General features: G+C 68.9%; 19 protein-coding genes. 11 read left to right on the top strand and 8 right to left on the bottom strand.

The window, feature by feature from the left end; all coding sequences use genetic code 11:
- The first annotated feature begins 5 nt into the window (after nucleotides 1–5).
- The 4 genes from kdpC to BLV15_RS04525 are packed head-to-tail and all read left to right on the top strand — an operon-like array spanning nucleotide 6 to nucleotide 4,999.
- On the top strand, nucleotides 6–554 hold the full coding sequence (gene kdpC, locus BLV15_RS04540; RefSeq protein ID WP_090225220.1) for a potassium-transporting ATPase subunit KdpC: 549 nt from the start codon (nucleotides 6–8) through the stop codon (nucleotides 552–554).
- Nucleotides 555–573: 19 nt separating this feature from the next.
- Nucleotides 574–3,210 (top strand): sensor histidine kinase, encoded by a 2,637-nt coding sequence (locus BLV15_RS04535; protein ID WP_090224986.1) that lies wholly within the window; start codon nucleotides 574–576, stop codon nucleotides 3,208–3,210.
- Nucleotides 3,207–3,926 carry a response regulator gene (locus BLV15_RS04530; RefSeq protein ID WP_090224984.1) on the top strand — a complete coding sequence of 240 codons (720 nt, stop codon included), beginning with the start codon at nucleotides 3,207–3,209 and terminating at the stop codon, nucleotides 3,924–3,926. Before BLV15_RS04535 ends, BLV15_RS04530 begins: the two co-directional genes overlap by 4 nt.
- Nucleotides 3,923–4,999: an NAD(P)H-dependent flavin oxidoreductase gene (locus BLV15_RS04525; RefSeq protein ID WP_090224982.1), complete on the top strand. Its 1,077-nt coding sequence runs from the start codon at nucleotides 3,923–3,925 to the stop codon at nucleotides 4,997–4,999. The genes BLV15_RS04530 and BLV15_RS04525 overlap by 4 nt, the downstream gene beginning before the upstream one ends.
- Here the strand turns inward: BLV15_RS04525 and BLV15_RS04520 are convergent.
- From BLV15_RS04520 to BLV15_RS04510, 3 genes are all read right to left on the bottom strand, one after another.
- Complete coding sequence (locus BLV15_RS04520) at nucleotides 4,977–6,413, bottom strand: mechanosensitive ion channel family protein (protein WP_090224980.1); 1,437 nt, start codon at nucleotides 6,411–6,413, stop codon at nucleotides 4,977–4,979. The genes BLV15_RS04525 and BLV15_RS04520 overlap by 23 nt on opposite strands.
- A 78-nt stretch (nucleotides 6,414–6,491) precedes the next feature.
- Nucleotides 6,492–7,532, bottom strand: coding sequence for an acyltransferase family protein (locus tag BLV15_RS04515; protein ID WP_090225218.1), 1,041 nt, complete (start codon nucleotides 7,530–7,532; stop codon nucleotides 6,492–6,494).
- Between the two features lie 295 nt (nucleotides 7,533–7,827).
- On the bottom strand, nucleotides 7,828–8,880 hold the full coding sequence (locus BLV15_RS04510) for a glycoside hydrolase family 5 protein (protein WP_090224979.1): 1,053 nt from the start codon (nucleotides 8,878–8,880) through the stop codon (nucleotides 7,828–7,830).
- Nucleotides 8,881–9,146: 266 nt separating this feature from the next.
- Here BLV15_RS04510 and BLV15_RS04505 point away from each other — a divergent pair, with 266 nt between their 5' ends.
- The 7 genes from BLV15_RS04505 to BLV15_RS04475 all read left to right on the top strand — a co-directional run bounded on the left by BLV15_RS04505 (nucleotide 9,147) and on the right by BLV15_RS04475 (nucleotide 17,268).
- Nucleotides 9,147–11,078 (top strand): putative nucleotidyltransferase substrate binding domain-containing protein, encoded by a 1,932-nt coding sequence (locus BLV15_RS04505; RefSeq protein WP_090224977.1) that lies wholly within the window; start codon nucleotides 9,147–9,149, stop codon nucleotides 11,076–11,078.
- A complete protein-coding gene (locus BLV15_RS04500; protein WP_090224975.1) occupies nucleotides 11,075–11,776 on the top strand; it encodes a 3'-5' exonuclease in 702 nt (233 codons plus the stop codon). Before BLV15_RS04505 ends, BLV15_RS04500 begins: the two co-directional genes overlap by 4 nt.
- A 99-nt stretch (nucleotides 11,777–11,875) precedes the next feature.
- Nucleotides 11,876–12,394: an RNA polymerase sigma factor gene (locus tag BLV15_RS04495; protein ID WP_090224973.1), complete on the top strand. Its 519-nt coding sequence runs from the start codon at nucleotides 11,876–11,878 to the stop codon at nucleotides 12,392–12,394.
- A complete protein-coding gene (locus tag BLV15_RS04490) occupies nucleotides 12,391–13,365 on the top strand; it encodes a FecR family protein (RefSeq protein ID WP_090224972.1) in 975 nt (324 codons plus the stop codon). The genes BLV15_RS04495 and BLV15_RS04490 overlap by 4 nt, the downstream gene beginning before the upstream one ends.
- Nucleotides 13,366–13,470: 105 nt before the next feature.
- Nucleotides 13,471–15,888: a TonB-dependent receptor gene (locus BLV15_RS04485; protein ID WP_090224970.1), complete on the top strand. Its 2,418-nt coding sequence runs from the start codon at nucleotides 13,471–13,473 to the stop codon at nucleotides 15,886–15,888.
- Nucleotides 15,889–15,958: 70 nt separating this feature from the next.
- On the top strand, nucleotides 15,959–17,089 hold the full coding sequence (locus BLV15_RS04480) for a PepSY-associated TM helix domain-containing protein (RefSeq protein WP_090224968.1): 1,131 nt from the start codon (nucleotides 15,959–15,961) through the stop codon (nucleotides 17,087–17,089).
- Complete coding sequence (locus tag BLV15_RS04475; protein WP_090224966.1) at nucleotides 17,086–17,268, top strand: hypothetical protein; 183 nt, start codon at nucleotides 17,086–17,088, stop codon at nucleotides 17,266–17,268. The genes BLV15_RS04480 and BLV15_RS04475 overlap by 4 nt, the downstream gene beginning before the upstream one ends.
- Nucleotides 17,269–17,272: 4 nt before the next feature.
- Here the strand turns inward: BLV15_RS04475 and BLV15_RS04470 are convergent, their stop codons facing one another.
- The 5 genes from BLV15_RS04470 to BLV15_RS04450 form a co-directional block, all read right to left on the bottom strand.
- Entirely contained in the window at nucleotides 17,273–17,476 is a 204-nt protein-coding gene (locus tag BLV15_RS04470; RefSeq protein ID WP_090224965.1) for a hypothetical protein, read from the bottom strand.
- Nucleotides 17,476–17,730, bottom strand: coding sequence for a hypothetical protein (locus BLV15_RS04465; protein ID WP_090224963.1), 255 nt, complete (start codon nucleotides 17,728–17,730; stop codon nucleotides 17,476–17,478). Before BLV15_RS04465 ends, BLV15_RS04470 begins: the two co-directional genes overlap by 1 nt.
- A gap of 393 nt (nucleotides 17,731–18,123) precedes the next feature.
- Nucleotides 18,124–20,154 carry a methyl-accepting chemotaxis protein gene (locus BLV15_RS04460; protein WP_090224962.1) on the bottom strand — a complete coding sequence of 677 codons (2,031 nt, stop codon included), beginning with the start codon at nucleotides 20,152–20,154 and terminating at the stop codon, nucleotides 18,124–18,126.
- A gap of 98 nt (nucleotides 20,155–20,252) precedes the next feature.
- Nucleotides 20,253–20,777 carry a retropepsin-like aspartic peptidase RloA2 gene (gene rloA2, locus BLV15_RS04455; RefSeq protein ID WP_090224960.1) on the bottom strand — a complete coding sequence of 175 codons (525 nt, stop codon included), beginning with the start codon at nucleotides 20,775–20,777 and terminating at the stop codon, nucleotides 20,253–20,255.
- Between the two features lie 112 nt (nucleotides 20,778–20,889).
- A complete protein-coding gene (locus tag BLV15_RS04450; RefSeq protein ID WP_090224958.1) occupies nucleotides 20,890–22,122 on the bottom strand; it encodes a cyclic di-GMP phosphodiesterase in 1,233 nt (410 codons plus the stop codon).
- Between the last annotated feature and the right edge of the window lie 45 nt (nucleotides 22,123–22,167).

Below are 22,167 nucleotides of genomic sequence, written 5' to 3'. Positions count from 1 at the left end.
ACTCCATGCTCACGCACATCCGCCCCGCCGTTACCCTGCTGGCGTTGCTGACCCTGATCACCGGCGTCGCCTATCCGCTGGCCGTCACCGCCGTCGCGCAACTGGCGTTTCCCGAGCAGGCCAACGGCAGCCTGATCCGCGACGCCGTCGGCAAGGTGCGCGGCAGCCGCCTGCTGGCGCAGCCCTTCGACGGCGCCGAATGGTTCCAGCCACGCCCTTCGGCCGGCGCCTTCGCCACCGTCGCCAGCGCCGCCAGCAACCTCTCGGCGAGCAACCCGGCGCTGCGCCAGCGCATCGCCGCCGACGCCGCGCGCCTGCACGGCGAAGCGCCCGGCGCCGTGCCGATGGCCCTGGTCACCACCTCGGGCAGCGGTCTGGACCCCCACCTGCCGCCGGACGCGGTGCGTTTCCAGATCCCCCGCGTGGCCGCCGCTCGCGGGGTCGCCGCGGCGGATCTGGAACGCCTTCTGGAGCGCCACATCGAGCGCCCGCTGGTCGGCCCCGAGGTGGTCAATGTGCTGGCCCTGAACCGGGCACTGGACGACAATCGCTGACCCGTTCCGAGAGCCCGCCATGAGCGATACCGACCGCGCCGACGCCCTGCTCGCCGACCTTCCCGGCGGCGGACGCGGCCGGCTGAAGGTCTTCCTCGGCGCCGCGCCTGGCGTCGGCAAGACCTTCGCCATGCTGCAGGCGGCGCAGGCGCAACGGCGCCAGGGTGTCGCACTGCGTGCCGGAATCGTCGAGAGCCATGGCCGCGCGGAGACCGAGGCGTTGCTCGCCGGCCTGCCGCAGCAGCCGCTGCGGCGCTTCGACTACCGCGGCCTGCGACTGGCCGAGCTGGACCTCGACGGCCTGCTGGCGGCGCGGCCGAAGCTGGCGCTGGTGGACGAGCTGGCGCACAGCAACGCGCCGGGCAGCCGCCACGCCAAGCGCTGGCAGGACGTGCTGGAGCTGCTCGACGCCGGCATCGACGTCTACACCACGGTCAACGTGCAGCATCTGGAAAGCCTCAACGACCAGGTCCGCGACATCACCGGGGTGCAGGTGCGCGAAACGGTGCCGGACTGGCTGCTGCAGGACGCCGACGAAATCCTCCTGATCGACCTGCCGCCGCGCGAGCTGCTCGAGCGCCTGCGCGACGGCAAGGTCTACGTGCCGGAACAGGCACGCGCGGCGATCGATGCGTTCTTCTCGCAGACCAACCTCACCGCCCTGCGCGAGCTGGCGATGCACACCGCCGCCGCGCGGGTCGACGCCGACCTCGACCGCCGCTACCGCCAGCAGGGCCAGGAAGCCCCGGCGTTGCGCGGCCGGCTGTTGGTGGGGATCACCGGCGACGAGCAGGCGCAGCGCCTGGTGCGCCACGCCAGCCGGGTCGCCGAGCGCCGCCACCTGCCCTGGAGCGCGCTGCACATCGACACCGGCAAGCCCGCCAGCGAAACCGCTCGCGCGGCGCTGCAGGCGGCGCAGCAACTGGCCGAACGGCTGGGCGGCGAAGTCGTGCTGTTGCGCGCCGACGACGTCGCACGGGCGCTGCTCGACCATGCCCGCGAGCGCCGTGCCAGCCTGCTGCTGGTCGGCCATCGCGGGCAGCGCCGGCGCTGGCGGCGCGGCCTCGCCGAACGCCTGCTGCAGGGCGCCGGCACGCTGGAAATCAGCCTGCTCGGCAGCGACACCGAAGCGCCGCGGACGCCCCGCGCGCGGACGGGCTGGCGGCGCCGCGACTACCTGCTGGCGATGGGCGCCGCGCTGGCCGCCGCGGCGCTGTCGCTGGGCGTCTCGCGGGTGCTGGAGCTGCCGAACATCTCCCTGGTGTTCCTCGCCGCGGTGCTGCTGGTGGCGGTACGCAGCAGCCTGTGGCCGGCACTGGCCTGCGCCGGGCTGTCGTTCCTCGCCTACGACTTCCTGTTCATCCAGCCGACCCTGTCGCTGAGCATCCGCCGCGAAGAGGACGTGCTGACCCTGCTGTTCTTCCTGCTCATGGCCGGCCTCACTGGCGATCTCGCCAGTCGCCAGCGCCGCCAGTTGCAGGCGTTGCGTCGGACCCAGGCGGAGACCGGCGAGCTGCTGGAGCTGTCGCGCCGGCTGACTGCCGCCACCGATCGCCAGGCCGTGCTGAGCGCCGCCAGCCAGCAGTTCGCCCAGCACCCGGACGTCGCCATCTGCCTGCTCGGGCGTGACGCCGACGGCAAGTGGCAGGCGCCAGCGGGGGAACATCCGCCGCTCGCCGAACAGGAACGCGCCGCCGCCGACTGGGCCTGGAGGCACGAGCAGCCGGCCGGGCTGGGCACCGGCACGCTCCCCAGCGGGCGCTGGTGGTGGCTGCCGCTGAGCGGCGACGGCCAACCGCTCGCGCTGCTCGGCATCGCCCCCCACGACGGCCAGCCGCTGAGCGCCGAACAGCGCCGCCTGTACGCCGCCCTCGGCCAGCCGCTGGCGCAGGCGCTGGCGCGTGCGCAACTGGCGAGCGACCTGGAAGCCGCGCGCCTGCACGGCGAAACCGAGCAACTGCGCAGCGCGCTGCTGGCCTCGGTGTCCCACGACCTGCGCACCCCGCTGACGGCCATGCGCGGCTCCATCGACAGCCTGCTGGCGCTGGGCGAACGGATTCCCCCGGCGGATCGCCGCGAGCTGCTCGAAGGCACCCGCGACGAGGCCGAGCGGCTCGACCGCTACATCCAGAACCTGCTGGACATGACCCGCCTCGGCCACGGCGGGCTGAAGCTGATGCGCGACTGGGTGGCGCCCGCCGACATCCTCGCCAGCGCGCTGCAGCGCCTGCGCCCGGTGCTCGCGCCCTTGCGGGTGGAACTCGAGGTGGCCGAGGACCTGCCGCTGCTGTTCGTCCACGCCGCACTGATCGAGCAGGCGCTGGTCAACGTGCTGGAGAACGCCGCGCGCTTCTCGCCGGCGGGTGCGCGGCTGCGCATCGGCCTGGACGCCGACGAAGGCGAGCTGCGCTTCGCCGTGGCCGACCAGGGGCCGGGCATTCCCGCGCAGGAGCGCGACAAGGTGTTCGACATGTTCTATACCGCCAGCCGCGGCGATCGCGGCGGCCAGGGCACCGGGTTGGGGTTGTCGATCTGCCTGGGCATGGTCGGCGCCCACGGTGGTAGGGTGAGCATCGGCGACGGCCTCGACGGGCGCGGCGCCTGCTTCACCCTGCACCTGCCGGTGCACCCGCAACCGCCGCTGGAAGACGAATGACGCCCATGTCGAGCAGCATCCTGATCGTCGAGGACGAAGCGCAGATCCGCCGGTTCCTGCGCATCGCCCTGAGCGCGCAGGGCTACCGGGTGCTGGAGGCGGCGAACGGCACCGACGGGCTGGCCCAGGCCGCGCTGGCGCGCCCGGACCTGATGGTGCTCGACCTCGGCCTGCCGGACATGGACGGCCATGAGGTGCTTCGCGACCTGCGCCAGTGGTCGCGGATGCCGGTGCTGGTGCTCTCGGTGCGCGCCAGCGAGGGCGAGAAGGTGCTCGCCCTGGATGGTGGCGCCAACGACTACGTGACCAAGCCGTTCGGTATCCAGGAATTCCTCGCCCGCGTGCGCGTGCTGCTGCGCCTGGCCGACGGCCCGCGCGGCGAGCCGAGCCTGGACAACGGCCCGCTGCACATCGATTTCGCCGACCGCCGGGTGACCCTGGACGGCGCCGAGGTAGCGCTGACCCGCAAGGAGTTCGCCGTGCTGGCGCTGCTCGCCCGGCACCTCGGGCGGATGGTCACCCAGCAGCAACTGCTCAAGGACATCTGGGGCCCGACCCACGTCGAGGACAGCCACTACCTGCGCGTGGTGGTCGGCCACCTGCGGCAGAAACTCGGCGATGCGCCGACCCGGCCACGCTTCATCGTCACCGAGCCCGGCGTCGGCTATCGCCTGATCGAACTACCGGCGGCCGCGCCGCCCGAGGAGACCCCATGAGCCCGCGCCTCACCGCCCTGCTGGGCATCGAGCACCCGATCATCCAGGCGCCGATGGCCGGCGTTTCCACGCCCCGCCTGGCGGCGGCGGTGTCCGAGGCCGGCGGGCTGGGCTCGCTGGGCGTGGGCGCCAACACCGCGCAGCAGACACGAACGCTGATCGGCGAAACCCGCGCGCTGACCGCGCGGCCGTTCAACGTCAACCTGTTCTGCCACCCGCCGGCGCAGCCCGACGCCGCGCGGGAGGCGGCCTGGCTCGACTACCTGCGGCCGCTGTTCGCCGAATTCGACGCCGCGCCGCCGGCCGCGCTGGGCGAGATCTACACCAGCTTCCTGGTCGATGCGCCGATGCTCGAGGTGCTGCTGGAGGAGCGCCCGGCGGTGGTGAGCTTCCACTTCGGCCTGCCCCCGGCGGCGACCATCGCCGCGCTGAAGGGCGCCGGCATCCGCCTGCTGGCCTGCGTCACCACGCCGGTGGAAGCGACGCTGGCCGAGGCCGCGGGGGTCGATGCGCTGGTCGCCCAGGGCGTCGAGGCCGGCGGCCATCGCGGGGTCTTCGACCCGCAGGGCGGCGACGACGGGATCGGCACCCTGGCGCTGGTGCGCCTGCTGGCGCGGCAGACCCGCCTGCCGCTGATCGCCGCCGGCGGCATCATGGACGGCGCCGGCATCGCCGCCGCGCTGGCGCTGGGCGCCGACGCGGTGCAGATGGGCACCGCGTTCATCCTCTGCCCGGAATCCGCGGCCAACCCGGCCTACCGCGCCGCGTTGCAGGGCGAGCGCGCCGCCCGCACGCGGATCACCGCGACGCTGTCCGGACGCCCGGCGCGCGGCCTGCCCAATCGCCTGTATCGGGATGCCGATACCAGGCCCGCGCTGCCCGACTACCCGATCGCCTATGACGCCGCCAAGGCGCTGCATACCGCGGCCGGCGCCCGCGGCAACCACGATTTCGCCGCGCAGTGGGCCGGCCAGGGCGCGCCGCTGGCGCGGGCACTGCCGGCCGCCGAGCTGGTGCGGGCGCTGGTGGAGGAGTTGCAGGCCGCGCGCCTCAGCGCTTGCGCAACCAGCTGAGGAAACCGGCCTTGTGCACCGCCACCGGCTTCTGCAGCAGCAGCGACTGGCTGGCCTGCTGGCGGAAATGGTGCAGCCGCGTCATCGCCTCGGCGACCTCGCCTCCTGCCTCCAGGCAGGTCTGGATGTGCGCCTTGTCGATCCGGTAGAGCACGCAGGCGGTGAGCGCGGCGAAGCGCGCCTGCGAGGGCTGGCCGGAAATCAGGCTCTCCTCGCCCATGATCTCGCCCGGCCCCATGCGCCCCGCCTCGATCAGCGTCGCGCCATCGGAGACCGACACCCCGATCACCCCCGAACCGATGATCAGCAGGTCCTCGGTGAGGGCGCCGAGGGCGATCACCTCTTCGCCGGCGGCATGGTCCTGGCGCATCAGGTGACCGCTCAGCTCGTCCTTCTGCGGCCCGCTCAGGGTGCGGAAGATCTTCACGTCGTCGAGCAGCGCACGGGCGCGGGAGATTTCCCGTGGCGTCTGCGCCGGGGCATCCTCGCGCAGCACCGCGGAGGCCTCCAGGTGACGGTAGGCGAGGTCGTAGAGCTGATTGCGCACCGCGGCCTTCTTCGCCATCGCATCGACGAAGCCGGTGAGTTCGTACTCGACGCTGTCGATGCCGGAGCTCTTGATGCCGACGCTGGGCCTGGGCGTCGACAGCAGCTCGCTGCAGCCCTGCAGCGCGCGCTCGAGGGCGTCGAGCGCCTTGCGCGGGCGCACCAGGCGCGGCAGCTCCAGGCGGATCGACACGCCATGCACGTCGCGCGGGCGGCTCAGGTTGAGGATCTTGGCCTTGGCCGCCACCGAGTTGGGCACCACCGCCATGCTGCCCTGGGCGGTGAGCAGGTGGGTGGAACGCCAGTCGATCTCCACCACCTTGCCTTCGATGCCGTCGATGGAGATCCAGTCGTCCAGCTGATAGGGCTTGGTGGTGTTCAGCACGATCCCGGAAAACACGTCACCCAGGGTGCTCTGCAACGCCAGGCCGACGATGATCGCCACCGCGCCGGACGTGGCCAGCAGGCCGCGTACCGGCAGCTCCATGACGTAGGCCGCGGCGGCGACGATGGCGACCAGAAAGATGATCGCGCCAAGCACATCCTGCACCAGGCGCCCGGTGTGCCCGCCGCGCGGCATCAGCAGCGGGCCGATGACCACCGTGAGGGTGCGCGCGCAGAACAGCCACCAGACGATTTCCAGCATGATGGCGAGCAGGTGCAGCGGAACGTCGTCGGCCCAGGGCGCGGCCTGCAGCGGGCTAAGGCCGGCCTCGAAGATCAGCAGGCTGTAGAGCAGGAAGATGCCCAGCCGCGCGGCGATCTTCCACGGCTTGTGACGTTCGTCGACCAGTTGCCAGGCGAGCAGGTCGATGGCCAGCAGGAGCACGGCGCTGATCAGGGGATGGGCGGAAAGGATCGGCAGCATCGCGGCTTCGCTGAGCGGGAAGAGGGATCATTTATAACCGCAATCCGGCGGAAAAGATCGCCCCGCCGCGGGCGCCGCTCAGAGGCTGCGCGGGGCGACCGCCAGGCGGCGCTGGCGACGCTTGTCCAGTGACATCCAGGCCGGCGCCTCGTACAGCCACTTGATGCCCATGGCCTCGAGGATCTTCGCGGCGATCACCGGCAGCACCAGGCCGATCACGCAGCCGGCGAGGATATGCACGGCGACGCTGTCGATGCCGAAGAACTTGCTGAGAATCACGCGGATGCCGCTGCCGGCGAGGATGTGCATCAGGTAGATCGGCATCGACAGCGCGCCGAGGGTCAGCACCCAGCCGAGCGGTTTGCGCGCCAGCACCATGCAGGCGCTGACGACGAACAGGATGGCGGTCATCGCCACCACCAGCGAGAGCGCCCCGCGGTCTTCGTAACGCAGGCCGAGCACGCCGTGGAAGACGTACTCCAGCACGACGAAGGCCACCCCGCTGAGCGCCGCGACGAGGCCGGCGCGGCTCTCGATGTGCCCGCGAATGCTGTTGAACCAGACGCCGAAGGCGAAGAACACGAAGTTCTGCGCGATGAAGTTGAAGACGAAGAAGTTCGGCCCACGGTTCTGGAAGATGTAGATCACCGCGCCCGCCACCAGCAGCGGCAGGAACATCGCGCTGCGCCGGTAGAGCAGCACGCTCAGGGTGAAGATCAGGAACAGCGCATAGAGGAACCAGAACTGCGCGCGCGGGGCCCAGAGTAGCGAGAACACCTTGGCCAGGCTGACATCGCCGTTGGTGTAGTTGGACAGCAGCGCCTCGATGCAGCCCTGCAGGATCGACCACAGCACGAAGGGGTAGAACACCGTGTCGATCTTGCTGAGGAACACCCCGTTGGCACCGCGGTTGCTCATCGAGTGCCAGAAGAACAACCCGGAAAGGAAGAAGAACAGCGGCATGTGGAAGCTGTAGATGACGCTATCCACCAGCTTGTGCAGGAAGATGTGGTCTTCGATGATCCCGGCCGCCAGCAACCCGCGCACGACGTGGCCGTACACGACCAGAACGATGCCGATGGCTTTGCCGTAGTCCACCCAGAGGTTGCGATTGTTCATGAACATCCTTTTCTCGAAAGCCCGTGGAGGTCTCATAACCAGGGCGAAGCGGGATAGGCGCATCGCCGGACGACGGGCGACGCACTCACTCTGCGATCACTCCTGGCAACGGGAGGCCGACTGCCCGGCATTCGTCTCTGCCGAACGGCATCCTTTCAGGAGGTTTCTTCTCGCAACCCGGCTATAGGGCCCAACTTGGAGCGCAAAAAGGTCCGCCGGTTCCGGACGCGGCGACGATCCGGACGAACGTAGCTGTCCGGATACACCGCGCCGAAACCGCCAGTGGGCAGGGGTTTCAGGATTTCTTCGGGCCGATCGCCTCGCAGCCGCCGCTGCCGAGATACTTCTGCAGCACCGGCCATTGCGGCCGGTCCTTGCCGTCCAGCGGCTCGATGGACATGTGGTAGTTGCGCCCCCACGAAGGCCCGGCGGCCCAGTAGGTCACCGGGATGCAGTTCTGCTGCAGGTAGCTCAGAAGATTGTCCATGATCGGTAGCCAGCGTGGATCGTTGTTGGGCACGCCGAATTCGCCGAGGTGGCCACGCTTGCCGTGCTGGCGCAGCCACTCGACGAAGGGCTCGACGCGCTTGACCACCACCATCGGGTCGTAGTTGTCCGGCATCGCCTGCTTGTACAGCCCGCTGCTGTCCTTGTCGGCGTAGATGTGCGCGGAGAACACCAGGTTGTCCGCCGGGTCGACCAGCTTCAGCAGGTCGTCGTTGAGCCCCGGCCAGCGCTGCGCCGACGACCAGCTGCGGCCTTCGACGTAGATCGTCTTGGTCTTGTCGTACTTGCGCACGCCGTCGATGCCGGCCTGGGCGACATCGAACCAATAGCGCTCGGCGTCGCCGTAGGGCTCGTTCATCAGGTCGTAGGAGTACAGCGTGTCGTCTTTCGACCAGCGCTCGGCGATGCGCTCCATCAGATCCTGGTAGGCCTTGATCGGCACATCGGCGTCGCCAATGATCTTGCCGTAGTAGCGCCCGTAATTGTGCACGTCGAGCATCACGCGGATACCGTTGGCCTTGGCGTCCTCGAGGGTCTTGTCGATGCGCGCCGCATAGTCGGCGTCGAAGTCGCCGAACTGCTGCGGCTGCAGGCGCTCCCAGACGATCGAGAAGCGAATCCAGGTGATGCCGCGTTCCTTCCACTGGACGAAATAGTCCGGCGGCGGAAAGAAATAGTTGGTGCCGTGCTTGCCCGGCAGCGTGCCCGGCGAAAAGCCGGCGCCGGCGACGTTGATGCCGACCAGCTGCGGAGGCGCCTCCTGGGCCTGGGCGGCGCTCGCCAGCAAGGTCGCGAACAGCAGCGCACAGAGTTTGCCCCACAGGGTCGAAGCGCTATTCATAGGCTGATCTCCAGTCCGATGGGAACCCACCATGCATTCCCGTGACCACAAGCGACCCGGATACCCCGGCTAGGTTCAAAAATGCCTGGCCAGACGCCTCGCCGCGCCTCTCGACGGAACGGCGGAGACGCCGTGCCGGCGCCGCGTTCACCCGTTCCGGCGCGTCTGTTACCGGAGGTTGCCGGGGCCCGACTAGACTTACGTCCAATGTCGAGCGTGCCGGGTGCAGCCGACCATGCGCGCTGAATAACAAGAGCGAGCCAGCCATGAGCAAAGCCGACGCCTTCGCCCAGGCGGGGAAGACCGCCGTGCTGCAGAACATCCACGGCACCATGGAGTTCCTGCAGAAGTACCCGCCGTTCAACCAGATGGAGAACGCCCACCTGGCGTTCATGGTGGAGAACTGCCAGCTGCGCTTCTACGGAAGCGGCGACTCCATCATCAAACCCGCCGATGGCGTGGTGCAACACTTCTACATCGTCAAGCAGGGCCGGGTGCACGGCGAACGCCCGCACAGCGCCCGGCGCGGCACCGAGACCACCTTCGAGATCACCGCCGGCGAATGCTTCCCGCTGGCCGCCCTGATCGGCGAACGCGCCACGCGCACCGAACACCTCGCCGCCGAGGACACCTTCTGCCTGCAGCTGGGCAAGCCGGCCTTCGTCAAGCTGTTCGGCGTGTCGAGCGTGTTCCGCGACTTCGCCCTGCGCGGGGTGAGCAGCCTGCTCGATCAGGTCAACCAGCAGATCCAGCTGCGCGCCGCGGAAACCCTGGGCGCGCAATATTCCCTGGATACCCGCCTGGGCGAACTGTCGATGCGCCAGCCGGTGAGCTGTGCGCCGGGCACGCCGCTGCGTGAGGCGGTGCGCCTGATGGACGAGCAGAGCGTCGGCAGCATCGTGATCGTCGACCCCGAGCAGCGCCCGCTGGGCATCTTCACCCTGCGCGACCTGCGCGGCGCGGTGGCCGGCGGCGGCGAGATGAACCAGCCGATCGACGCGCTGATGATCCGCGACCCCTTCCACCTGACGCCCGCCGCCAGCGCCTTCGACGCCGCCATCGCGATGACCGAGCGGCACATCGCCCACGTCTGCCTGGTCGCGGACGGCCGCCTGAGCGGCGTGGTGTCCGAGCGCGACCTGTTCTCCCTGCAACGCGTCGACCTGGTGCACCTGGCGCGGACCATCCGCCACGCCGGGCGCATCGAGACGCTGGCGGCGCTGCGCCGCGACATCCATCTGCTGGTCGACCGCATGCTCGCCCACGGCGCCAGCTCGACGCAGATCACCCACATCATCACCCTGCTCAACGACCACACCGTGTGCCGGGTAATCGAGCTGGTGCTGGAGGAATGCGGCGACCCCGGCGTGCCCTTCACCTGGCTGTGTTTCGGCAGCGAGGGCCGTCGCGAGCAGACGCTGCATACCGATCAGGACAACGGCATCCTCTTCGATGCCGAGGATTCGGCCGATGCCGCGGCGATCCGCGGGCGCCTGCTGCCGCTCGCCGAACGCATCAACGAGGGCCTGGCGCTGTGCGGCTTCACCCTGTGCCAGGGGCGGATCATGGCCGGCAACCCGGAGCTGTGCCTGTCGCGCGCCGAGTGGTCGCGGCGCTTCGCCGGCTTCATCCGCGAGGCGACGCCGGAGAACCTGCTCGGCTCGAGCATCTACTTCGACCTGCGCGCGGTCTGGGGCCCGCCGGAAGGCTGCGACGAGTTGCGCCGCGAAGTGCTGCGGCAGATCGACGACAACCGCCTGTTCCAGCGCATGATGGCCGAGAACGCCCTGCGCCAGCGCCCGCCGGTGGGCCGTTTCCGCGATTTCGTGGTGGCCCGCAAGGGCGCGGAGAAGGACACCCTGGACCTCAAGGTGCAGGGCCTGACGCCCTTTGTCGACGGCGCCCGGCTGCTCGCCCTGGCCCACGGCATCGAAGCCGGCAACACCCTGGAACGCCTGCGCCAGCTGGTCGCGCGGGACATCATCGACGCCCAGGACGGCGGCGCCTACGAGGAGGCCTACCACATCATCCAGCTGATCCGCATGCAGCAGCACCAGCAACAGGCGCGGCAGAACCTGCCCTACTCCAACCGCCTCGACCCGGACACCCTCAACCACCTCGACCGGCGCATCCTGCGCGAATCCTTCCGCCAGGCGCAGCGCCTGCAGAGCAGCCTGGCGCTGAGGTATCAGCTGTGAGGTTTTCCTGGCTGAACGGCCGCGCGCCGAGCCTGGACGATCGCCAGCGCCAGCGCCTCGAGGCCCTGCCGGGCGTGGCCAGCGGCGCGCTGCCGCTGCGCGACCAGCGCTTCGTCGTCCTCGACCTGGAAACCACCGGGCTCAACACCAGCCGCGACCTGGTCCTGGCGATCGGCGCGGTGGTCATCGACGACGGCGCGATCCAGCTCGGCCAGCAGTTCGAGCGCACCCTGCAGCGCGACAATCACCAGGTCAGCGAAAGCGTGCTGATCCACGGGATCGGCCCGGACGCGGTGGCCGCCGGCAGCGACCCGGCCGGCGCGCTGCTGGATTTCCTCGAGTTCCTCGGCGACAGCCCGCTGCTGGCGTTCCACGCGCCGTTCGACCAACGCATGCTGGCCCGCGCGCTGAAACACAGCCTCGGCCATCGGCTGCTGCACCCGTTCATCGACCTCGCCGAGCTGGCGCCGCTGCTGTTCCCCCAGGCGAACATTCGCCAGGGCGGGCTGGACGACTGGATCGCATACTTCGGCCTGCAGGTGCAGCAGCGCCACAACGCCAGCGCCGACGCCCTGGCCACCGCGGAACTGGCGCTGATCCTGTTCAGCCACGCGCGGCGCCAGGGCATGGACAGTTTCGCCGCGCTGGAAGAGCGCCTGGCCGGCTGGCGCCGCCGGCAGCGCGCGCAATCCCTCTAATCCGACCGGCATACCCCGGCATTGCGGGCACCAACGACATTTGCGATCATGTGCGAATAATTCTCGTTTTGCGGCCAGCGTGCGCAATGGAGGCTGGTCGTGTCGACCGGGCAATCGCCGAACCACGAGGTGGTCGGACTGCTGTATCGCGGTCATCGCGACTGGCTGCTCGCCTGGTTGCGGCGTAGCCTCAACTGCCCGCAGCGCGCCGAGGACCTCAGCCAGGACACCTTCCTGCGCCTGCTCGCCCGCCAGGACCTGCAAGCGCCGCGCGAGCCGCGCGCGCTGCTGCGCACCATCGCCAAGGGCCTGCTGATCGACCACTTCCGGCGCAGCGCGCTGGAACGCGCCTATCTGGACGAACTCGCCGCCCAACCCGAGGACCTGCAGCCCAGCGCCGAAGAGCAGTTGCAGATACTGCAGACGCTGCGTGAGGTCGAGCGCCTGCTCGCCACGTTGTCGACCCGCGCCCGCGCCGCCTTCCTGCACAGCCGCCTCGACGGCATGAGCCACGCCGAGATCGCCGAGCGCCTCGGCGTCTCGGTGCCACGCGTGCGCCAGTACCTGGCCCAGGGCCTGCGCCAGTGCTACATCGCGCTCTACGGCGAACCGACATGATCGATACCCGCCCGGTCAGCGCGCGCGTCCTCGACGAGGCCATCGCCTGGCAACTGAACCTCGGCGCCGGCGATGACGACGGCCAGCAGCAGGCGTTCGCCCGCTGGCACGCCGCGCATCCGGACAACGCGCGCGCCTGGGCGCAGCTGGGCGGCATCGACCAGCAGTTGCACGGCGCCGCGTCGGGCCCCGCGCGGCGCGCGCTGCAGCGCGCCGAAGGCGAAGTGCGGCGGCGCCTGCGCCGGCTCGGCGGCACGACCCTAGGCCTGCTGCTGATGGTCGGGCTGACGCTCGGCCTGCTCCAGCAGCAACGCCCGCTGAGCGACTGGCTGGCCGATGAAGTCACCGCCAGCGGCGAACAGCGCGACGTCGAGCTGCCCGACCACACGCGAATCCGCCTGAACAGCCGCAGCGCGCTGGATATCGCCTTCGACGCCCGCGAGCGACGGGTGATCCTGCGCGGCGGCGAGATGCTGGTGGAAACCGCGCACGGCGACCCGCGCCCGTTCATCGTGCAGACCGCCGAGGGCGATCTGCGCGCCCTCGGCACACGCTTCCTGGTCCGTCGCGAACCCGAAGGCACGCGCCTGATCGTGCTGAAGTCGGCCGTCGCCGCGCACCCGGAACGGGGCGACGAGGAACGCATCATCGGCGAAGGACAACAGGTGCTGATGCGCGGCGACGGGCTCGGCGCCAGCCAGCCCGCGCCGGTCGCCGCCGACGCCTGGAGCCGCGGCATGCTGGTGGTGGAGGACATGCCGCTGGGCCAACTGATCGAGCGCCTGGGCGAATACCGGCGCGGTCATCTCGGCCTCGACCCGCGCCTGGCGGACCTGCGCATCACCGGCAGCTTCCCGCTGAACGACAGCGACCTGGCCCTCGCCGCGCTGCCGCCGAGCCTGCCGGTGGGCATCGAACGGCACACCGACTGGTGGGTGACGGTGGTGCCGGCGGCGACCAAGGAGCAGTGACGGGAATGGCGCCGGCGGAAATATTTTCGCCGCGCCCTATCACTTTTCGATTTTGCTTCGGCAAAGGGACATTGAGATTCATTCTTGTCCAGGAGCCATTCCCGAATGTCCGCCTCGAAAACCCTTTTCCGTCCCAGCCTGCTGGTCGCCGCCCTGCTCGCCAGCCAACCCTGGAGTAGCGCGCTGGCCCAGGAAGCCGCCAGCCGCAGCGACGTGCGCGACTACCAGTTGCCGTCCGCGTCCCTGGCCAACACCCTCAACCGCATCGCCGCCGAGGCCGGGCTGACGCTGAGCATCGACCCGGCGCTGGCCGCCGGCCGCACGTCCAACCCGGTGCGCGGTTCGTTCGACGCCCAGGACGCCCTGCGCGAGGCCCTGCGCGGCACCGGCCTGCAACTGCAGCGCAACGCCGCCGGCGTCTACAGCCTCGACGAGGTGCAGCAGAGCGGCGCCATGCTGCTTTCCGAATCCAGCGTCACCGCGAGCGCCGCGGCGCCCGTCGACGGCAGCGCGGCCGCCGGCTACCGCGTTGACGCCGCGAAGAACGTCGGCGCGCTGGGCGGCATGAGCCTGCAGGACACGCCGTATTCGATCAGCGTCGTGTCCAGCGACCAGTTGCGCAACACCCAGACGACCTCCACCGACGACGTCTTCAAGCGCAACCCGTTCACCCAGCTCTACTCGCCGAAGAACGCCGGCTACGCCAGCGCCGTAGCGATCCGTGGCTTCAGCAGCGCCGGTAACCTGAACGTGGCCACCGACGGTCTGCGCTTCAGTACCGATTCCGACAGCAACAACTTCGTCGAGGAGATGGAGCAGATCGAGGTCCTCACCGGCCTCTCCGGCTTCCTCTACGGCCCCGGCAACCCCGGCGGACTGGTCAACTACGTGCTCAAGCGGCCGACGGCCGAGCGCTACAACAGCGTCACCCTGGGCAACGCCGGCGGCGAGAACTACTACCTGCACGGCGACTTCGGCGGCCCGATCGACACCGAAGGCCGGTTCGCCTATCGCCTCAATGTGCTGACCCAGGATGGCGAAACCGCCATCGACCTGCAGAAGCGCCGCCGCGAGATGGTCAGCCTGGCGCTGGACTGGAACCTCAGCGACGACCTGCAGATCCAGTTCGACGCCTCGCACAAGAAGAGCGAGACGCGCGGCCTGAGCAGCTACTGGTTCGTCCAGGACGGCGCTCGCCGCCCGGATGCGGACGACCTGGACAACGACCGGCTCTACAGCCAGAAGTGGGCGTTCTCGGACTCGGAAAGCGACCGCGTCGGCAGCCGCTTCAACTGGCGCCTGAACGATATCTTCAGCCTGCGCGGTGCGCTCGCCTACACCGAGTACACCCAGGAATACACCTACACCGGCCCGACCATCTACAGCACCTCGCCACCGGTATCGGCACCGGGCAACTACACGCAGCCGCTGTATGCCTACGCCCCGGTGGACAACGCCGAGACCTCCGGCTACCTGTTCCTCGACTCGGCGTTCGCCACCGGCGCCATCGGGCACAAGGTGACGTTCGGCTATCAGGGCAACATGCGCCGCGTGAAGCAGCACATCGACCACGCGTACCCGTCCTATCCGCAGTTCTCGGTGGTCGGCGACATCCCGCTCGACGAAACCCCGCAGGTCGACAAGCCGTCCTACAGCATCGGCAACAGCGACAAGCACCTCTACAGCACCAACGAAACGCGGAACCTGCTGATCGGCGACGTCATCACCTTCAACGACCAGTGGTCGACGATCGTCGGTTTCACCCACAGCAAGATCGACACCTTCACCAACGACTTCGTCTACGGCAGCGGGGTGAGCACCTACGCCAAGACCAAGACCTCGCCGAACTATTCGCTGATCTTCAAACCGCTGCCCTGGCTGACCACCTATGCGACCTACATCGAAGGCCTGGAAGCCGGTGGCGCCACGACCCTCAACGGCCGCTCCATCGCCCTGCCGCCGGAAGTCAGCGAGCAGTACGAAATCGGCGCCAAGGCCACCTGGGGCGATGCGCTGTTCACCGTGGCGCTGTTCAACATCGACAAGCCCAACTACATCACCAACTTCGTCTACACGCCTAACGGCCGCCAGGAAAACACCGGGCTGGAATTCGGCGTGACCGGCAGGGTGACCTCCAACCTGACCCTGGTCGGCGGCCTCACCCTGCTCGACCCGCAGGTGAAGAAGTCCAACGTGGCGGCGAACGACGGCAACAAGCCGACCAACGTGGCCTCGCAACTGGCCAAGGTCTATGCCGAGTACGACCTCGACGCCCTGCCCGGCTTCGCCTTCACCGGCGGCGCCTACTACACCGGCAAGCAATACAGCGACGAGGCCAACGACCACAGCCTGCCGTCCTTTACCACCTTCGACTTCGGCGCGCGCTACAGCATGCCGGTGGCGGACAACAAGCTGACCCTGCGCACCAACGTCAGCAACCTGGCGGACAAGTCCTATTGGTTGAACAGCTACTACCTGGGCGATCCGCGCACCCTGACCTTCTCGGCGGAAATGGAGTTCTGAACCGCCGCTGCCCCGCTTCGCGCGCGAGCCGCTCCGGGAGCCGGCTCCGGCGTTTTCCACGGAATCCCCGATGCACGCCAAGACAATCCGCCGCTGGTCCTTCGTCCACACCTGGAGCAGCCTGGTCTGCACGCTGTTCCTGCTGATGCTGGCGCTGACCGGCCTGCCGCTGATCTTCCACCACGAGATCGACCACCTGCTCGGCGATGCGCCCACGCTGCGCGAGCTGCCGGCGGATACACCGCACCTGGACCTGCAGCGACTGGTACGGGCCGCCGAGGCGCACCGGCCCGGCGAGGTGGTGCAGTACCTCGCCTGGGAAGACGACGAGCCCGACGCGGTGATGGCGATCAGCGCGGCCACGGCCGGCAGCGACCCGAACGAATCGCACACCTTCCTGCTCGATGCGCGCAGCGGCGAGGCCCTGGAAATGCCTTCGGCGAATGGCGGCCTGATGCTGTTCATCCTTCGCCTGCACGTCGACCTGTTCGCCGGGCTGCCGGGCAAGCTGCTGCTGGCGTTCATGGGGCTGCTGTTCATCGTCGCCCTCATCTCCGGCGTCGTGCTCTACGCACCCTTCATGCGCCGCCAGCGGTTCGCCCAGGTGCGCCGCGACAGGTCCACCCGCCTGCGCTGGCTGGACCTGCACAACCTAATCGGCATCGTCACCCTGGTCTGGGCGCTGGCGGTCGGCGTCACCGGGGTGATCAGCGCCTGCGCCGACCTGCTGATCGCGGCCTGGCGGCAGGACGCGCTGACCGCGATGCTGGCGCCCTACCGCAACGCCCCGCCGCTCGGCGAACGCGCGCCGGCCAGCCGGCTGCTGGAGATCGCCCGCACGGCGGCGCCCGACAGCCAGCCGGACTTCATCGCCTTCCCCGGCACACGGTTCTCCAGTGAGCACCACTACACGGTGTTCATGAACGGCAACACGCCGCTGACCTCGCACCTGTTCACCCCGGTGCTGATCGATGCGCAGACCCTTGGCGTCACCGCGGTGGTCGCGCGGCCCTGGTACATGGATGCGCTGGGCATGTCGCAGCCGCTGCATTTCGGCGACTACGGCGGCATGCCGATGAAGGTGCTGTGGGCCGTACTGGACGTGCTGACGATCATCGTCCTCGGCAGCGGCCTGTACCTCTGGTGGGTGCGCCGCCGCGTGCCCATGGGCAGTCCGCGAACGGCCGGGGCGGACGCATGAAGCGCCTGCGTCGCTCGACCTTCGCCCTGCCCGCGCTGATCGGCCTGGGCAGCGCCATCGGCCTGTTCTGCGCACTGCTCGGCGACGGTGTGTGGGACGCGATAGCCTGGCTCGGCCTCGGTGTTCCGGCGTTGCTCGGCTGCCTGGCCCTGCGCCCCACCCGCGAACGCGGCGGCTAGCGCCTCAGCCGCGAACGACCAACGGCACCGCCAGCAATGTCAGACCGATGCCGGCCAGCAGCAGGTCGCTGTCGACAAAATAGGGGAAGACCATCAGCGCGATGCCGCAGAGCAGCGGCACCGCCTTGCCCTGCTTCTTGCCGTAGACGAAATAGGCGAAGCCGAAGGCGCTGAACAGCAGCCCCCAGAGCAGCGAAGCGGTGTCCATCAGCGCACCCTCAACCAGCCCCAGCCCGCCGCCACGCCCAGCACCATGCCGAGCCAGGCGATCGGCAGCGGATCGCCGGAAATCAGGTAGCCGGCGACACCGGCGATGGCGAAACCGACCAGGCCGAAACGCAGGAGAAAGCGCTGTCGGGAAAGCTGTTTCCGGCGTGCCTCGCGGTCATCCTGCGGGCGCCCCGCACGCATCGCCTCGAGGATGGCGTCGCCCTGCTCTTCATGTTTCTTTCGCTTGCTCATGCATGTCCCATTGTGGACGCCAGGCGTCTATTCCGGCGCTGAAGACGCTAACCGCATCGGCACGGCAGTGTCCACCGGCAAACCTGGAGGAGGTCCTTCAAGGGATCGGAAAGAAATGGCGAAAGGCCGCCGGCGGTGGCGGCATGCGGGAAGAGCGGCGCGCGGCGCTCGCCGTCAGGCTGAAGAAGGCAGACGATCGGATGCGCGCATCAGGCGTCGTTACGTTCTTTCCATTTCGGGTTCACGTACAGACCGCCGAGGAAAAAGGCGACCAGACCGGCCCACAGCAAGATGTCTAGCAGCATGAGGAATGTCCTGTCCTGACTGGCTCTCAAGGGTTATGACGCCGGCGAAACGAAATGGTGCCGCTTCGCTTCGTCGGCTCCCGTCGGCTCAGCTCAGCTGGAAACGCCCGGTGTTGCGCCGCAGCCCCTCGCTGCCACGCTGCATCTGCTCCGCCGCGCCGCTGACCGACTGCGCGCCGCTCAGCAACTGGCTTGCCGCCTGGTCGATCTGCTGGATGTTGCCGCTCACCTCGTCCGCCGTGGCGGCCTGCTGCTCGGCGGCGGTGGCGATCTGCGCGAGGCGGTCGCTGACGCGCTGCACGGACTCGGCGATGTGCTCCAGATCGCCGCCCATCGCCAGCACGCTGCCGACGTCGCCCTCGGCCTGGCGGTTGGCTTCCTCCATCAGCGCCACCGCCTGGCCGACCACGCTCTGCAGGTCGCCGACGGTCTGGCCGATTTCCTTGGTCGACTCCTGGGTACGCTGCGACAGGCTGCGCACTTCGTCGGCGACCACCGCGAAGCCGCGGCCCTGCTCGCCGGCGCGGGCCGCCTCGATGGCCGCGTTGAGCGCCAGCAGGTTGGTCTGCTCGGCGATGCCCTTGATCACGTCGACGATGCGGTTGATTTGCTGCGCCTGCTCGCGCAGTTGCCCAAGGGTGACCGAGGCCTCGCCCAGGCGCTCGCCGAGCTGATGCATGCTGGTGCCGGTCCGCGTGCTGCGCTGGCGGCTCTGCATGGCGACCTCGCGGGTCTGCACGGCGTCCACCGCCGCTTCCTCGCAACTCTGCGCGACGCTCTGCGCGGTGGCGGCAAGTTGCGTCGCGGCGGTGGCGATCTGGCTCAGCTGGACCTGCTGCTGCTCGACTTCGCCCAGGGAATCCTGCGCCTGGGCATACAGCTGGTGCACCGTGTCGCCGAGCTGGTGGCTCTCGTCGTCGACGCCCTTCAGGCTGTCGCGCAACTGCAGGACGGCGGCGTTGAGGGCCAGCGCGATCTGCGCCAGGTCGTCCTCGCCATGCACCGCGACGCGCACGCGCAGGTCGCCGTCGCGCAGCCCCTGGGCCGCCTCGGTGATGCTCGCCGTGCTGCGACGGATCGAGGCGTTCAGGCACAGCAGCACGTAGAGCGCGAACAACGCCAGCACGGCGAAGGCGCCGATCACCTGCAGCAGGCTGTGCAACGCGTCCTCCCGGTAGCTGGCCATGCGCGCCTCGAATACGCCGTAGAGCGCCTGCTGCAGACCGAGCAACTGGTCACGCAGGGTGTCGCTGGCGGCGGCGAACGGCGCCGGGGCGATGGCGATCGGATTGCTCTCGAAGACCTCGCGATCGATGCGCTGGGTATAGGCGTCGAGGCCCTGCAGCGCAGTGTCGTAGGGCTGGCGCAGGCCGGGCATCACCCAGGGCGCATCCTGGGCGAGGGTGGCGGCGGCCTTCTGCAGGCTGGCGCGGGAATCGTCCAGCGCGCGGCGCAGGTCGCGAATCACCACCCGGCTCTGCAGGGTGAAATGCTGCGAGACGACCGCGCCGTGGCCCTGGGCGAAGAAACTGCCGAGGCGCTCCAGCGCCCGCGGCAGGCTGGCGGTGAGCTGGTCCATCATCAGGTAGGTGTCGAGCCACGGGTCGAGGATCAGGCCGCTGTCGGTGGCGACCTGGTCACGCAGGCGTTGCAGTTGCAGGAGGAATTTCTGATAGCGCTCGAGCCCGTCGGGCAGGGCCATCTTGCCCAGCCGGTCGACCGCCAGCTCGCTACGCAGGGCCTGGAGCGCCTGCAGATGCTGGTCGGTCTGCGCGGTGAAACCTTCCTGGGCGATGCGGCGGGCGGCCTCCTGCAGGGCGCGGTCGAGTTCGCCGGCCTGCTGCTCGAACCCCGCTTTGGCCGGCTCCTCGGTGCCTTTCCAGCGGGCGAACAGGTTGCGCTGCTCGACCATCGCCTGCTGCACCGCGTCCAGCGCCTGCATCGCACGCATGCCGCCGCGTTCCTTCGCCACCACGTCCAGCTTGGCGGTGAAATCGCTGACGATCACCCAGGCGGCGAAGCACAGGGGCAACACGAAAAGCAGGAACAACAGCTGAAACTTGCGCGCGAAACTGAAACGTTCCAGAACGCGCATCCCCGGTACCAGTAGAGCGCCCATCAGCACACCTCGACAACGATCACGCCAGTCTTCTGGCGCCATGATGTCGTAATGCTAGCAAGTTGCAGGCCGCCTGGCTGCGCAGCTGGTCGTGAGGCTCAGCATTCCGGCTTGCGGGTGGTGAAGCGCCGCGCCGGGTCCACCGCCGCGCCCAGTTCGCGCAGGGTCTTGGCGCCCAGCAGCAGCGGATAGATGAAGTTGCTGCGGTCCGCCAGGTTGACTTCCACGGTCTCCTTGACGGTGCCCAGGCACAGCTCGAGATCGATCACCGGACGCTTGCTGACCTCGACCCCGGCGTCTTCCTCCTCGTCGGCGGATTGCTCGCCCGCACGGTTCTTGATCTTGCCAATGCGCGCCAGCCTGTGTTCGTAGAGGGTGTCGTCGGCGCCCTTGCCGGCAAGGCGGAACCGAACCCAGTCCTCGCCATCGCGCTCGAAGCGCTCGATGTCCTTGGCCGACAGCGAGGCGTTTAGCGCACCGGTATCGAGCTTGGCGCGCAGGGTCTTGCCCAGTTCCGGCAAGCGTACGTACTCGTTGCGCCCATAGAGGGTCGGTTGCTCTTGCTCATCGGCGACGGCGGGCAGCACGGCGCTCAGGGCCAACAGGGCGAGAATGGCTTTCACGCAGGTTCTCCAAAGGGCGCGGATAGTCTAAGACGGCGGCTGGCGGACGGGGTTCAGCGCAGCGGGCGCACAGGGTACGCCGCTCGCGGCGCTACGCGGAAGGGTGACCGCCTCAGAGAGCGGGAGAGGCGACTCCCGACCAGAGCTCATCGATGTCGCGGAAACCCCACTGCGCCGGGGATTCGCGGCCGACGATCTTGTCGCGGCCGACCAGCTTGGCCAGGTCGACGACCTCGCGCGCCAGGTGCGTATTGGTCCTGGCGTTGAAGAACACCCGCACCCGTGGTGACAGCAGGGATTTCTCGTTCTGCTCGATGACCACGCCCAGGCGGCCGCTGTCCAGGCGCACCAGCGAGCCGACCGGATAGATGCCGACCGATTTGACGAACGCCTGGAACACCGCTTCGTCGAAATGCCGGTGACACCACTCGGCCATCTTGCGGATCGACTCGGCCGGGTCCCAGCCGCGCTTGTACGGGCGGTTGGAGGTGATCGCGTCATACACGTCGCAGACCGCGCCCATCCGCGCGAACAGGCTGATCTGATCGCCGGCCAAACGGTGCGGATAGCCGGTTCCGTCGATCTTCTCGTGGTGGTGCAGGCAGACGTCGATCACCAGCGCGCTGACCTGCTTGCACTCCAGCAGGATGTCGGTGCCGGCCTGCGGATGGTCGCAAACGCGGCGGAATTCCTCGTCGGTGAGCTTGCCGGGCTTGTTCAGCACTTCGCTGGGGATCGCCATCTTGCCGATGTCGTGCAGCAGGCCGGCGACACCGGCCTCCTGGATCTGCGCATCGCTCAGCTCGAGCTGGCGCGCCAGCGCGATCATCAGCGCACACACCGCCACCGAGTGCATGTAGGTGTATTCGTCGGCGCTCTTCAGGCGCGCCAGGCTGATGAGCGCGTGCGGATGGCGCATCACCGAGGCGGTGATGTCCCGGACCAGCTGGCCGACCTGTTCGACGTTCACCGCCTGGCCCATCCGCGCGTCCTGGAACATCTCCATCACCGCCCGCCGCGAGTGCGAGCAGAGCTTCTGCGCGCGGGCGACTTCCTCCTCGAGGCTGGCGCGCGGCGGAAGCACCGTCGGCGTCGTCACCGCGGCCAGCAAGCGCGCATCGGTTTGCGCCTTGACCTCGTCAACGGTCTGCCCGCCCGGCACGTCCAGTCCCTTGGCCGTGTCGATCCACAGCTCGCCGATGCCGCTGTCGCGGATGCGTTGCAGATCCTTCGGGTTCTCGAGGAGAAACCGGCTCTTCCAGAAGGGGTGCTCCATCCATGAGCCGGAAAATTCGTGAATGAACATGCCGATACGCAGTTCGGTCAAAGCGATACGTTTAAGCACGCTGGCACCCGATGAGAATGACCGTATGGTCGCGCCGCCATGATG

This window comes from Pseudomonas kuykendallii (assembly GCF_900106975.1).
GTDB classification, from domain to species: Bacteria; Pseudomonadota; Gammaproteobacteria; order Pseudomonadales; family Pseudomonadaceae; genus Pseudomonas_O; species Pseudomonas_O kuykendallii.
The sequence above is the reverse complement of the archived record's forward strand: the minus strand, read 5'-3'. Positions and strand labels throughout refer to the sequence as shown.

What these genes read in the sequence shown, in the direction of transcription:
- kdpC (WP_090225220.1), top strand. Translation starts at nt 6, where the DNA reads ATGCTCACGCACATCCGCCCCGCCGTTACCCTGCTGGCGTTGCTGACC.
- BLV15_RS04535 (WP_090224986.1), top strand. Translation starts at nt 574, where the DNA reads ATGAGCGATACCGACCGCGCCGACGCCCTGCTCGCCGACCTTCCCGGC.
- BLV15_RS04530 (WP_090224984.1), top strand. Translation starts at nt 3,207, where the DNA reads ATGACGCCCATGTCGAGCAGCATCCTGATCGTCGAGGACGAAGCGCAG.
- BLV15_RS04525 (WP_090224982.1), top strand. Translation starts at nt 3,923, where the DNA reads ATGAGCCCGCGCCTCACCGCCCTGCTGGGCATCGAGCACCCGATCATC.
- BLV15_RS04520 (WP_090224980.1), bottom strand. Translation starts at nt 6,413, where the DNA reads ATGCTGCCGATCCTTTCCGCCCATCCCCTGATCAGCGCCGTGCTCCTG.
- BLV15_RS04515 (WP_090225218.1), bottom strand. Translation starts at nt 7,532, where the DNA reads ATGAACAATCGCAACCTCTGGGTGGACTACGGCAAAGCCATCGGCATC.
- BLV15_RS04510 (WP_090224979.1), bottom strand. Translation starts at nt 8,880, where the DNA reads ATGAATAGCGCTTCGACCCTGTGGGGCAAACTCTGTGCGCTGCTGTTC.
- BLV15_RS04505 (WP_090224977.1), top strand. Translation starts at nt 9,147, where the DNA reads ATGAGCAAAGCCGACGCCTTCGCCCAGGCGGGGAAGACCGCCGTGCTG.
- BLV15_RS04490 (WP_090224972.1), top strand. Translation starts at nt 12,391, where the DNA reads ATGATCGATACCCGCCCGGTCAGCGCGCGCGTCCTCGACGAGGCCATC.
- BLV15_RS04485 (WP_090224970.1), top strand. Translation starts at nt 13,471, where the DNA reads ATGTCCGCCTCGAAAACCCTTTTCCGTCCCAGCCTGCTGGTCGCCGCC.
- BLV15_RS04480 (WP_090224968.1), top strand. Translation starts at nt 15,959, where the DNA reads ATGCACGCCAAGACAATCCGCCGCTGGTCCTTCGTCCACACCTGGAGC.
- BLV15_RS04475 (WP_090224966.1), top strand. Translation starts at nt 17,086, where the DNA reads ATGAAGCGCCTGCGTCGCTCGACCTTCGCCCTGCCCGCGCTGATCGGC.
- BLV15_RS04470 (WP_090224965.1), bottom strand. Translation starts at nt 17,476, where the DNA reads ATGGACACCGCTTCGCTGCTCTGGGGGCTGCTGTTCAGCGCCTTCGGC.
- BLV15_RS04465 (WP_090224963.1), bottom strand. Translation starts at nt 17,730, where the DNA reads ATGAGCAAGCGAAAGAAACATGAAGAGCAGGGCGACGCCATCCTCGAG.
- BLV15_RS04460 (WP_090224962.1), bottom strand. Translation starts at nt 20,154, where the DNA reads ATGGGCGCTCTACTGGTACCGGGGATGCGCGTTCTGGAACGTTTCAGT.